This is a genomic window from Streptomyces sp. NPDC050856 (assembly GCF_040653855.1).
Classification (GTDB): domain Bacteria; phylum Actinomycetota; class Actinomycetes; order Streptomycetales; family Streptomycetaceae; genus Streptomyces.
In genome coordinates this window covers 82,863-94,566 of record NZ_JBFAGV010000024.1, presented here as the reverse complement: position 1 = coordinate 94,566, position 11,704 = coordinate 82,863, and the positions used below count along the sequence as shown (strand labels likewise).

The 11,704-nt window shown below is 71.3% G+C and carries 11 protein-coding genes; all 11 read right to left on the bottom strand.

What is annotated here, in order from left to right; genetic code table 11:
• Nucleotides 1–95, bottom strand: a 95-nt coding sequence (locus AB0H53_RS21285; protein ID WP_352332740.1) for an S-adenosylmethionine synthetase N-terminal domain-containing protein, incomplete at its 3' end; no start/stop codon positions are given.
• A gap of 261 nt (nt 96–356) precedes the next feature.
• Nucleotides 357–1,559 carry a bifunctional phosphopantothenoylcysteine decarboxylase/phosphopantothenate--cysteine ligase CoaBC gene (coaBC, locus tag AB0H53_RS21280; protein ID WP_362115430.1) on the bottom strand — a complete coding sequence of 401 codons (1,203 nt, stop codon included), beginning with the start codon at nt 1,557–1,559 and terminating at the stop codon, nt 357–359.
• A gap of 98 nt (nt 1,560–1,657) precedes the next feature.
• Nucleotides 1,658–1,930 carry a DNA-directed RNA polymerase subunit omega gene (gene rpoZ, locus AB0H53_RS21275; protein ID WP_005319902.1) on the bottom strand — a complete coding sequence of 91 codons (273 nt, stop codon included), beginning with the start codon at nt 1,928–1,930 and terminating at the stop codon, nt 1,658–1,660.
• Nucleotides 1,931–1,959: 29 nt separating this feature from the next.
• The gene (gmk, locus tag AB0H53_RS21270) at nt 1,960–2,580 is read right to left on the bottom strand and encodes a guanylate kinase (RefSeq protein WP_362115427.1); all 621 of its coding nucleotides are present in this window, start codon (nt 2,578–2,580) and stop codon (nt 1,960–1,962) included.
• A gap of 37 nt (nt 2,581–2,617) precedes the next feature.
• Nucleotides 2,618–2,941, bottom strand: a complete 324-nt coding sequence (locus AB0H53_RS21265) for an integration host factor (protein WP_362115424.1) — start codon at nt 2,939–2,941, stop codon at nt 2,618–2,620.
• A gap of 460 nt (nt 2,942–3,401) precedes the next feature.
• Nucleotides 3,402–4,244, bottom strand: coding sequence for an orotidine-5'-phosphate decarboxylase (pyrF, locus tag AB0H53_RS21260; protein WP_362115421.1), 843 nt, complete (start codon nt 4,242–4,244; stop codon nt 3,402–3,404).
• Nucleotides 4,241–5,344 carry a quinone-dependent dihydroorotate dehydrogenase gene (locus AB0H53_RS21255; RefSeq protein WP_362115442.1) on the bottom strand — a complete coding sequence of 368 codons (1,104 nt, stop codon included), beginning with the start codon at nt 5,342–5,344 and terminating at the stop codon, nt 4,241–4,243. Before AB0H53_RS21255 ends, pyrF begins: the two co-directional genes overlap by 4 nt.
• Before the next feature lie 55 nt (nt 5,345–5,399).
• Nucleotides 5,400–8,711 carry a carbamoyl-phosphate synthase large subunit gene (gene carB, locus AB0H53_RS21250; RefSeq protein ID WP_362115418.1) on the bottom strand — a complete coding sequence of 1,104 codons (3,312 nt, stop codon included), beginning with the start codon at nt 8,709–8,711 and terminating at the stop codon, nt 5,400–5,402.
• Nucleotides 8,704–9,843: a glutamine-hydrolyzing carbamoyl-phosphate synthase small subunit gene (carA, locus tag AB0H53_RS21245; RefSeq protein ID WP_362115415.1), complete on the bottom strand. Its 1,140-nt coding sequence runs from the start codon at nt 9,841–9,843 to the stop codon at nt 8,704–8,706. Before carA ends, carB begins: the two co-directional genes overlap by 8 nt.
• Entirely contained in the window at nt 9,840–10,421 is a 582-nt protein-coding gene (locus tag AB0H53_RS21240; protein ID WP_362115412.1) for a hypothetical protein, read from the bottom strand. Before AB0H53_RS21240 ends, carA begins: the two co-directional genes overlap by 4 nt.
• On the bottom strand, nt 10,418–11,704 hold the full coding sequence (locus AB0H53_RS21235; RefSeq protein ID WP_362115409.1) for a dihydroorotase: 1,287 nt from the start codon (nt 11,702–11,704) through the stop codon (nt 10,418–10,420). The genes AB0H53_RS21240 and AB0H53_RS21235 overlap by 4 nt, the downstream gene beginning before the upstream one ends.

Below are 11,704 nucleotides of genomic sequence, written 5' to 3'. Positions count from 1 at the left end.
AGCAACGCGTCGAGAATCGTGTCGCTGATCTGATCAGCGATCTTGTCGGGGTGACCCTCGGTCACCGACTCCGAGGTGAAAAGACGACGGGACACAACGCTCCCTGTGTTTGCAGCGGCTGCTGGCTGATCATTTGCGGACCGGCAGGGGGCTGCGCCCCGCGTCGTTCCGAGGACAGTTTATCGGGCACTCTCGGCGGCCGGACCAGGTGTCTCGCAACGTGGGAGTCGGATTGGCCACGGAAGCAGCCACCACCATACGGAGCCCGGCCCCGCCGAACCATTGATACACCCCATTTCTTGGGGTTTCGTCCACGTGCCGGGGCGGAACCGGGAGTGCCGGGCCCCGGCCGCACCTCAGCGCAGCCGGGGAGCGACGAGGTCCCAGACGGTGTCCGCCAAGGCCTCCTTGGGCCCGTGGGGCACCGGCGTCTCGGCCCCGTCCGACGCCAGGACCACGGCTTCGTTCTCCTCCGAGCCGAAGGTCTTGCGCTCGCCCACCTCGTTCACCACCAGGAGGTCGCAGCCCTTGCGGCGGAGCTTCTGCCAACCATTGGCCAAAACATCGTGGGTTTCCGCGGCGAAACCCACGACGACTTGGTCCGGACGGGCCCGCTCCGCGGCGATCTCGGCCAGGATGTCGGGGTTGCGGACCAGCGCGACGGGGGCCGGCTCCTCGCCGTCCCGCTTCTTGATCTTGCTCTCGGTGTACGCGGCGGGCCGGAAGTCCGCCACCGCCGCGGCCATCACCACGGCGTCCGCGTCCGCCGCCGCCTTGAGCACGGCCTCCCGCAGCTGCACCGCGGTGCGCACATGGACGACGTCGACGCCGGCCGGATCGGGCATGCCGGTATTGGCCTCGATCAGCGTGACCCGGGCGCCCCGGGCCGCCGCGGTACGGGCCAGCGCGTACCCCTGCTTCCCGGAGGAACGGTTCCCCAGGTAGCGCACCGGGTCCAGCGGCTCACGCGTACCGCCGGCGCTGACCACCACGTGGCGGCCGGCGAGGTCGGGGGCGGCGGCGCCGCGCGCCAGCACCCGGCGGCAGACCTCGAAGATCTCGCCGGGGTCCGGCAGCCGGCCCTTGCCGGTGTCCACGCCGGTCAGGCGGCCGACGGCCGGCTCGACGACCACGGCGCCGCGGCGCCGCAGGGTGGCGACGTTCTCCTGGGTGGCGGGGTGCTCCCACATCTCGGTGTGCATCGCGGGCGCGAAGACCACCGGGCACCGGGCGGTGAGCAGGGTGTTGGTGAGCAGGTCGTCGGCGAGGCCGTGGGCCGCCCTGGCCAGCAGGTCGGCGGTGGCGGGGGCGACCACCACCAGCTCGGCCTCCTGTCCGATGCGGACATGCGGCACTTCCTGGACGTCCGACCAGACCTCGGTCGAGACCGGGTTCCCGGACAGGGCGGACCAGGTGGCGGCGCCCACGAAGTGCAGCGCCGAGGCGGTCGGCACCACCCGTACGTCATGGCCCGACTCGGTCAGCCGCCGCAGCAGCTCGCACGCCTTGTAGGCGGCGATGCCGCCACTGACGCCCAGGACCACCTTCGGCTTGTGCACGCGCGTCTCCCGCTCTGCAGATTCGTACGACTACCCATCACACACCACAGGCCCGGCGGAAGTCCCGCCGGGCCTGCGAATGACGTGCTGAAGCGCGTTTACTGAGCCGGGCCCTCGATGGCCTCGGAGGTCAGCAGACCCGCGTTGATCTCCCGCAGAGCGATCGAGAGCGGCTTCTCGTGGACGTGGGTGTCCACCAGCGGGCCGACGTACTCAAGCAGGCCCTCACCGAGCTGCGAGTAGTACGCGTTGATCTGCCGCGCACGCTTGGCCGCGTAGATCACGAGGCTGTACTTCGAGTCAGTGGCCTCGAGCAGCTCGTCGATCGGCGGGTTGATGATGCCCTCGGGCGCGGTGATGGAAGAGGACACGCTCTACCTTCCGAAAAAGTGGACAAAGATCATGCAACTTGCATCAAGGCTAGCAGCTCGCGCGCCACGTCCTCGACGGAGGTGTTGACCAGGGTGGTGTCGAACTCCGACTCGGCGGCGAGCTCGATCCTCGCGGCCGCGAGCCGGCGCTCGATGACCTCCGGCGGCTCGGTGCCGCGCCCGGTCAGCCGGCGGACCAGTTCGTCCCAGCTCGGCGGCGCGAGGAAGACCAGCTGGGCCTCCGGCATCGACTCGCGGACCAGGCGTGCGCCCTGGAGGTCGATCTCCAGCAGGACGGGCTCCCCCGCCTCCAGCCGCTCCAGCACGGCACGGCGGGGCGTGCCGTAGCGGTTGCCCGCGAACTCAGCCCACTCCAGCAGCTCGCCGTTGGCGATCAGCTTGTCGAACTCGTCGTCGCCGACGAAGTGGTACTGCACACCGTCCCGCTCGCCGGGGCGCGGCTTGCGGGTCGTGGCGGACACCGACAGCCAGACCTCGGGGTGGACCGTGCGCATATGCGCGACGACCGTGCTCTTGCCGACCCCCGAGGGGCCGGAGAGCACGGTCAGCCGCGGACGTACGTCCGGGGGCTCTGGGGCTTCCCCCAGTGAAGCGAGGGGGAGGGTCGTCCCCCGGGATGTTGCAGCCATGGGGCGATTATTCCAGCTTTACGGAGTGCCCAGGACGTCAGGCTCCGGCGCTGGGGAACTCCCGCTCCAGGGACGCGATCTGGTTGGACCCGAGGCCGCGCACCCGGCGGCTCTCGGAGATGCCCAGCCGCTCCATGATCTGCTTGGCCCGGACCTTGCCCACGCCCGGCAGGGACTCCAGCAGGGCGGAGACCTTCATCTTGCCGATGACGTCGTTCTTCTGACCCTGCTGGATGACGTCGTGGAGGGAGGCACCGGAGTGCTTGAGTCGATTCTTGACCTCGGCCCGCTCCCGGCGAGCCGCGGCGGCCTTTTCGAGCGCGGCTGCGCGCTGTTCAGGGGTAAGGGGCGGAAGAGCCACGCCTACGTCACCTCGGATGTCGAACTGTCGGATACGGACCGGTGTGGGCCCTGTACGGCCCACACCAGGGGAGCAACGAGCAACGCAACGCACGTTGGCTCTGCGACGGAGACTAGCGGCCATGGCCGCCGGAGTCAGCGAGAACAGACGAAAAGTCCTGGTCAGCATCGATCCACCCCGGCATTTAGGACAAAACAACTGGGTTTCGGCTCCGAAACGCCACCCGGGGCACGGCGGGCGGCCAACACGTGAGGGACGTCACACCGGGTGAAGGGTGAACCCGCCGTCACCAGCAGGTGACGGCGGGTTCACCGGCGGGTGCGCGGCGGCGGCCGGACCGGCCGTCGCCGGTCCCCGGGTCGGTCCCCAGCGCGGCCGGTGACCGGGACGGTTCCGGACGCCGCCGCCTCCCGCGCCGGCCGCCGGGCCACCGCGGGCCGACGGACCAGCCGCCGTTCGGTCAGCCGCCGACCGCGGCCCGTACCTCGTCCGCGTACCGCAGCGCCGACTCGCGCAGCGCCGGCGTGTCCGGGCCGTGCCGCAGCACGCCCCGGCTGACGCTCGGCACCACGTTGCGCACCGCCGCGCCGAAGACGGCCGGCAGGTCGGCCGGGGTGGCACCCTGCGCGCCGATGCCGGGCGCGAGCAGCGGTCCGTTGATGTCCAGGTCGTACGAGGACAGGTCGCCCAGCGTGGCGCCGACGACCGCGCCGAAGGAGCCCATCGGGGCCGCGCCCGTGTTGTCCTCGGCGAGGTGGGCCAGCATGGTGGCGCCGACGCTGCGGCCGTCCTCGCGCCGTGCCCGCTGGACCTCGGCGCCCTCCGGGTTGGAGGTGAGCGCCAGGACGAACAGGCCGGCGCCGCTCTCGCGCGCCAGGTCGACGGCCGGCTTCAGCGAGCCGTAGCCGAGGTACGGGGAGACGGTGAGCGCGTCGGAGAACAGCGGGGAGCCCTCGCGCAGGTACGTCTCGGCGTACGCCGCCATGGTGGAGCCGATGTCGCCGCGCTTGGCGTCCATGACGACCAGCGCGCCCGCGTCCCGCAGGTCGGCGACGGCCTTCTCCAGGACGGCGACGCCCCGCGAGCCGAAGCGCTCGAAGAAGGCGCTCTGCGGCTTGAAGACGGCGACCCGGTCGGCGAGCGCGTCCACGACCGTCCCGGTGAACGCCTCCAGGCCCTGGACGTCGTCGTTCAGGCCCCAGTCGGACAGCAGGGAGGTGTGCGGGTCGATGCCGACGCAGAGCGGGCCACGGGCGTCCATGGCACGGCGCAGACGGGCACCGAACGGTTCGAGCGGGCTCACGCGGTGGCCTTCCGGGTGTCGGCGCCGACGGCCTCGGCGAGGGTGGCGTACGGGGAGGCGTTCAGCCGGGCGGCGAGGCCCTTGTGGATCGCGCGGGCGTAGCAGGGGCCCTCGTAGACGAAGGCGCTGTAGCCCTGGATCAGGGTGGCGCCGGCGAGGATGCGCTGCCAGGCGTCCTCGGCGTTCTCGATGCCGCCGACGCCGACGAGGGTGATGCGGTCGCCCACGCGGGCGTAGAGGCGGCGCAGCACCTCCAGGGAGCGCTGCTTCAGCGGCGCCCCGGACAGGCCACCGGTCTCCCGGACCAGGGCGGCCGGGGACTTCAGGCCCTCGCGGGCGATGGTGGTGTTGGTGGCGATGATGCCGTCCAGACCGAGCTCGACGGCCAGGTCGGCGACCGCGTCGACGTCCTCGTCGGCCAGGTCGGGCGCGATCTTGACCAGGAGGGGGACGCGGCGGTCGGTGACCGTACGGTCGGCGGCCTCGCGCACGGCCGTCAGGAGGGGCCTCAGGGACTCCGTGGCCTGGAGGTTGCGCAGGCCGGGGGTGTTCGGCGAGGAGACGTTGACGACCAGGTAGTCGGCGTGAGCGGCCAGCCGCTCGGTGGACTTCACATAGTCGGCGGCGGCCTCGGCCTCCGGGACGACCTTGGTCTTGCCGATGTTGACGCCGACGACCGTGCGGAAGGCTGGCACGCGGGCGCGCAGCCGGTCCGCGACGGCCGCGGAGCCCTCGTTGTTGAAGCCCATGCGGTTGATCAGGGCGCGGTCCGGCACGAGGCGGAAGAGCCGCTTCCTTGGGTTGCCGGGCTGGGCCTCGCCGGTGACCGTGCCGATCTCGACGTGGTCGAAGCCCAGCATCGCCATGCCGTCGATGGCCAGGGCGTTCTTGTCGAAGCCGGCCGCGAGGCCGAACGGGCCGTGCATGCGCAGACCCAGCGCCTCCGTGCGCAGCTCCTCGTGGCGCGGGGCGAGTACGGCGGCGACGAACGTGCGCAGCACGGGCACCCGGGCGATCAGGCGGATCCAGCGGAAGGCCAGGTGGTGGGCCCGCTCGGGGTCCATGCGCTGGAAGACGACGGTGAAGAAGAACTTGTACATGGGTGTCCTCATGAAGAGGGGGACACCGGTGTGGTGTCCCCCTCGTGGGTGGCTGCTAGTCCTCGCGGGCCGCGATCAGGTGCTGTGCGTGTTCCTGGAGGGAGCGGACGCCCACCCCGCCGTGGTTGAGGGCGTCGATGCCCTGGACCGCGGCGGCCAGCGCCTGGACGGTCGTCAGGCACGGGACGCCGCGCGACACGGCCGCCGTACGGATCTCGTAGCCGTCGAGACGCCCGCCGGTGCCGTAGGGGGTGTTGACGATGAGGTCGACCTCGCCGTCGTGGATGAGGCCGACGATGGTCCTCTCACCGTCCGGCCCCTCGCCCTCGGACTGCTTGCGCACCACCGTGGCGTTGATGCCGTTGCGCTTGAGCACCTCGGCCGTGCCGGAGGTGGCGAGCAGCTCGAAACCGTGCGCGACCAGCTCCCTGGCCGGGAAGATCATCGAGCGCTTGTCGCGGTTGGCGACCGAGATGAAGGCGCGGCCCTTGGTGGGCAGCGGGCCGTAGGCGCCGGCCTGCGACTTGGCGTACGCGGTGCCGAAGACGGCGTCGATGCCCATGACCTCGCCCGTGGAGCGCATCTCCGGGCCGAGGACGGTGTCCACACCGCGGCCGTGGACGTCGCGGAAGCGGCTCCAGGGCATCACGGCCTCCTTGACGGAGATCGGCGCGTCCAGCGGCAGGGTGCCGCCGTCGCCGTTCCTGGGCAGCAGGCCCTCCTCGCGCAGCTCGGAGATGGTCGCGCCGAGCGAGATCCGGGCGGCGGCCTTGGCGAGCGGTACCGCGGTGGCCTTGGAGGTGAAGGGGACGGTGCGGGAGGCGCGCGGGTTGGCCTCCAGGACGTACAGGATGTCGCCGGCCATCGCGAACTGGATGTTGATCAGGCCGCGGACCCCCACGCCCCTGGCGATCGCCTCGGTGGAGGCGCGCAGGCGCTTGATGTCGAAGCCGCCGAGGGTGATCGGGGGCAGGGCGCACGCCGAGTCGCCGGAGTGGATGCCGGCCTCCTCGATGTGCTCCATGACGCCGCCGAGGTACAGCTCCTCGCCGTCGTAGAGCGCGTCGACGTCGATCTCGATGGCGTCGTCGAGGAAGCGGTCGACCAGGACCGGCCGGTCCGGCGAGATCTCGGTGGACTCGGCGATGTACGCCTCCAGGCGCGCCTCGTCGTACACGATCTCCATGCCGCGTCCGCCGAGCACGTACGACGGGCGGACGAGGACGGGGTAGCCGATCTCGTCGGCGATGGCCTTGGCGCCGGCGAAGGTGGTCGCGGTGCCGTGCTTGGGGGCGGGCAGGCCGGCCTCGGCGAGCACCCGGCCGAAGGCGCCGCGGTCCTCGGCGGCGTGGATGGCCTCCGGCGGGGTGCCGACGACCGGGACGCCGTTGTCCTTGAGCGCCTGGGCGAGGCCGAGCGGGGTCTGGCCGCCGAGCTGGACGACGACGCCCGCGATGGGACCGGCCTGCGCCTCGGCGTGGACGATCTCCAGTACGTCCTCCAGGGTGAGCGGCTCGAAGTACAGCCGGTCGGAGGTGTCGTAGTCGGTGGAGACGGTCTCGGGGTTGCAGTTGACCATCACGGTCTCGTAGCCGGCCTCGCTGAGCGCGAAGGAGGCGTGGACGCAGGAGTAGTCGAACTCGATGCCCTGGCCGATGCGGTTGGGCCCGGAGCCCAGGATGATCACGGCGGGCTTGTCGCGCGGAGCGACCTCGCTCTCCTCGTCGTAGGAGGAGTAGAAGTACGGGGTCCTGGCGGCGAACTCGGCGGCGCAGGTGTCGACCGTCTTGTAGACCGGGCGGACCCCGAGGGCGTGGCGGACCTCGCGGACGACGTCCTCGCGCAGGCCGCGGATCCCGGCGATCTGGGCGTCCGAGAAGCCGTGGCGCTTGGCCTCGGCCAGCAGGTCGGCGTCCAGGCGCTCGGCGGCGGCCAGGTCGTCGGCGATCTCCTTGATCAGGAAGAGCTGGTCGACGAACCACGGGTCGATCTTCGTGAAGTCGAAGACCTCCTCCCGGGTGGCGCCGGCGCGGATGGCCTGCATGACGGTGTTGACGCGCCCGTCGGTGGGGCGGACGGCCTCTTGGAGCAGGGTCGCCTTGTCGCCGGGCTCACCGGTGAAGGCGAACTGGCTGCCCTTCTTCTCCAGCGAGCGCAGCGCCTTCTGCAGGGCCTCGGTGAAGTTCCGGCCGATGGCCATCGCCTCGCCGACCGACTTCATGGTGGTGGTGAGCGTGGAGTCGGCGGACGGGAACTTCTCGAACGCGAACCGCGGAGCCTTGACCACCACGTAGTCGAGCGTGGGCTCGAAGGACGCCGGGGTCTTCTCCGTGATGTCGTTGGGGATCTCGTCCAGCGTGTAACCGACAGCGAGCCGGGCGGCGATCTTCGCGATGGGGAATCCAGTGGCCTTGGACGCGAGCGCCGAGGAGCGGGAGACGCGCGGGTTCATCTCGATGACGATGACCCGGCCGTCCTCGGGGTTGACCGCGAACTGGATGTTGCAGCCGCCGGTGTCGACGCCGACCTCGCGGATGATCGCGATGCCGACGTCGCGGAGGATCTGGTACTCGCGGTCGGTCAGCGTCATCGCCGGGGCGACGGTGATCGAGTCACCGGTGTGCACGCCCATCGGGTCGAAGTTCTCGATGGAGCAGACGACCACGACGTTGTCGTTCCTGTCGCGCATCAGCTCCAGCTCGTACTCCTTCCAGCCGAGGATGGACTCCTCCAGGAGCACCTCCGTGGTCGGGGAGAGCGTGAGGCCCTGGCCGGCGATGCGGCGCAGCTCCTCCTCGTCGTGGGCGAAGCCGGAGCCGGCGCCGCCCATGGTGAAGGAGGGGCGGACGACGACGGGGTATCCGCCGAGCGTCTCGACGCCCTTGAGGACGTCGTCCATGGAGTGGCAGATCACCGAACGGGCGGACTCGCCGTGCCCGATCTTGGCGCGGACGGCCTCCACGACGCCCTTGAACAGGTCGCGGTCCTCGCCCTTGTGGATGGCCTCGACGTTGGCGCCGATGAGCTCCACGCCGTACTTCTCCAGCACACCCTGCTCGTGCATGGAGATGGCGGTGTTGAGCGCGGTCTGGCCGCCGAGGGTGGGCAGGAGCGCGTCGGGGCGCTCCTTGGCGATGATCTTCTCCACGAACTCCGGGGTGATCGGCTCGACGTAGGTGGCGTCGGCGATCTCCGGGTCCGTCATGATCGTCGCCGGGTTGGAGTTGACCAGGATGACGCGCAGGCCCTCGGACTTGAGGACCCGGCAGGCCTGGGTGCCTGAGTAGTCGAACTCGGCGGCCTGGCCGATGACGATCGGGCCGGAGCCGATGACCAGGACGGACTGGATATCGGTGCGCTTAGGCACGCTCGGCCTCCATCAGGGATACGAAGCGGTCGAAGAGGTACGCGGCGTCGTGCGGGCCGGCGGCCGCCTCGGGGTGGTACTGGACGCTGAAGGCCGGCTGGTCGAGCAGCTGGAGGCCCTCCACCACGTTGTCGTTGAGGCAGACGTGGGAGACCTCGGCGCGGCCGAAGGGGGTGTCGGACACCTTGTCCAGGGGGGCGTCGACGGCGAAGCCGTGGTTGTGCGCGGTGACCTCGACCTTGCCGGTCGTACGGTCCTGCACGGGCTGGTTGATGCCGCGGTGGCCGTACTTCAGCTTGTACGTGCCGAAGCCGAGCGCGCGGCCCAGGATCTGGTTGCCGAAGCAGATGCCGAACAGCGGTGTGCGGCGCTCCAGGACGGCCCGCATGACGGAGACGGGGCCGTCGGCGGTGGCGGGGTCGCCGGGGCCGTTGGAGAAGAACACGCCGTCGGGGCCGACGGCGAAGACGTCCTCCGCGGTGGCGGTCGCGGGCAGGACGTGCACCTCGATGCCGCGCTCGGCCATCCGGTGCGGGGTCATGCCCTTGATGCCCAGGTCGACGGCGGCGACGGTGTACTTCTTCTCGCCGATGGCCGGGACGACGTACGGCTCCTCGGTGGCGACCTCGGCGGCCAGGTCGGCCCCCGTCATCTGCGGGGCGGCCTTCACCTTGGCCAGCAGGGCCGCCCCGTCGGCGATCGCCTCGCCGGAGAAGATGCCGACGCGCATGGCGCCGCGCTCGCGCAGGTGGCGGGTGAGCGCCCGGGTGTCGATGCCGCTGATGCCGACGACGCCCTGCGCGGCGAGCTCGTCGTCCAGGGTGCGGCGGGAGCGCCAGTTCGACGGGACGCGGGCGGGGTCGCGTACGACGTAGCCGGAGACCCAGATCTTCCGGGACTCGGGGTCCTCGTCGTTCACGCCGGTGTTGCCGACGTGGGGGGCGGTCATCACGACGACCTGGCGGTGGTACGACGGGTCGGTGAGGGTTTCCTGGTAGCCGGTCATGCCGGTGGAGAACACCGCCTCGCCGAAGGTCTCCCCCACGGCCCCGTAGGCACGGCCGCGGAAGGTGCGGCCGTCCTCCAGGACGAGTACGGCGGGAACCCTGGTTCCCCGGGTGGAGGTCGTCATCGCGCGGTGCCTTCCGTCGTGTGTGTCGTCGTACGTGTCTGGTTCAAGGAGTTGATGGCCTCGACCCAGGCGGTGTGCTCGGCCGCCCGGTCGGAGCGGAAGCCCGAGTCGAGCAGCTTGTCGCCGTGCGCCCAGGTGACGATCAGCAGACCGCCCTCGGCGAGGACCTTGCCGGCGATGCCCTTGTCGAGCCGGGCCCCGCGGAGCCGGTCGGCCGGGATGAAGAAGTCGTTCGCCCCGGGGCGTACGACCGCCAGGCCGGCGTCGCTGAGCGTCAGCTCGGCGCGGCTGCGGGCGCCGAGGCCGTGGGCCACGATCCGGTCGAGCCACTGCCCGGCGGTGGTGGATCCGTGGTACCGCCCGCTGAGGGTCAGTCCCGCCCGTCCCGGTTCCTCCGGTACGGCGGGCAGCTCCGGCAGGTCGGACTGGAGGTTGCCGCGCCAGGTCCATCCCTGGCGCATCAGCCAGTAGACGAAGGCGATGAAGAGCACCAGTCCGGCGACCCAGCCGAGCCGCGCGGCCCAGTCGGTCACCTCCGCCGACTTCGGTTCGGCTGCGAGTTCGATCAGAGTTGTCACGCCAGCTTCCCGTCCACGACCGTCGCCCGGCCCCGCAGGAAGGTGTGGGTGACGCGACCCGGCAGCTCACGGCCCCGGTAGGGGGTGTTGCGGCTGCGGGAGGCGAAGCCCGCGGGGTCCACCACTCCACGGTATGCCGGATCGACCAGGGTCAGGTTGGCCGGTTCGCCTGCCGAGACGGGCCGGCCGTGGCCGTCGAGGCGGCCGATGTGCGCCGGGCGGAAGGACATCCGGTCGGCGACGCCGGCCCAGTCGAGCAGGCCGGTCTCGACCATCGTCTGCTGCACGACCGACAGCGCGGTCTCCAGGCCCACCATGCCCATGGCGGCCGCGGCCCACTCGCAGTCCTTGTCCTCGTGCGGGTGCGGGGCGTGGTCGGTGGCGACGCAGTCGATGGTGCCGTCGGCGAGCGCCTCGCGCAGGGCCATGACGTCGGCCTCGGTGCGCAGCGGCGGGTTGACCTTGTAGACCGGGTCGTAGGTGCGCACCAGTTCGTCGGTCAGCAGCAGGTGGTGCGGGGTGACCTCGGCGGTGACGTCCCAGCCCTTGGACTTGGCCCAGCGGACGATCTCCACCGAGCCGGCGGTGGACAGGTGGCAGATGTGCACCCGGGAGCCGACGTGCGCGGCGAGCAGGACGTCCCGGGCGATGATCGACTCCTCGGCGACGGCGGGCCAGCCGCCCAGTCCCAGCTCGGCGGAGACGACGCCCTCGTTCATCTGGGCGCCCTCGGTGAGGCGGGGCTCCTGGGCGTGCTGGGCGACGACGCCGTCGAACGCCTTCACGTACTCCAGCGCGCGGCGCATGATCACCGCGTCGTCCACGCACTTGCCGTCGTCGGAGAACACCTTCACCCCGGCGGCGGAGTCGTGCATGGCGCCCAGCTCGGCGAGCTGCTTGCCCTCCAGGCCGACGGTCACGGCGCCGACGGGCTGGACGTCGCAGTAGCCGGACTGCCGGCCGAGCCGCCAGACCTGCTCGACCACACCGGCGGTGTCGGCGACCGGGAAGGTGTTGGCCATGGCGTGGACGGCGGTGAAGCCGCCGACGGCGGCGGCCCTGGTGCCGGTGAGGACGGTCTCGGAGTCCTCCCGGCCGGGCTCGCGCAGGTGGGTGTGGAGGTCGACCAGGCCGGGCAGCAGGATCTGCCCCTCGGCCTCGACGACGGTGGCGCCCTCGGCGCCCAGGCCGGTGCCGACCGCCGCGACGGTCTCCCCGTCGATCAGGACGTCCCGGGCCTCGCCGCCGAGCACCTTCGCACCACGGATCAGGATCTTGCTCAT

What these genes read in the sequence shown, in the direction of transcription:
- gmk (WP_362115427.1), bottom strand. Translation starts at nt 2,580, where the DNA reads ATGGCTGCAACATCCCGGGGGACGACCCTCCCCCTCGCTTCACTGGGG.
- AB0H53_RS21255 (WP_362115442.1), bottom strand. Translation starts at nt 5,344, where the DNA reads ATGTACAAGTTCTTCTTCACCGTCGTCTTCCAGCGCATGGACCCCGAG.
- carA (WP_362115415.1), bottom strand. Translation starts at nt 9,843, where the DNA reads ATGACGACCTCCACCCGGGGAACCAGGGTTCCCGCCGTACTCGTCCTG.
- AB0H53_RS21235 (WP_362115409.1), bottom strand. Translation starts at nt 11,704, where the DNA reads ATGAGCAAGATCCTGATCCGTGGTGCGAAGGTGCTCGGCGGCGAGGCC.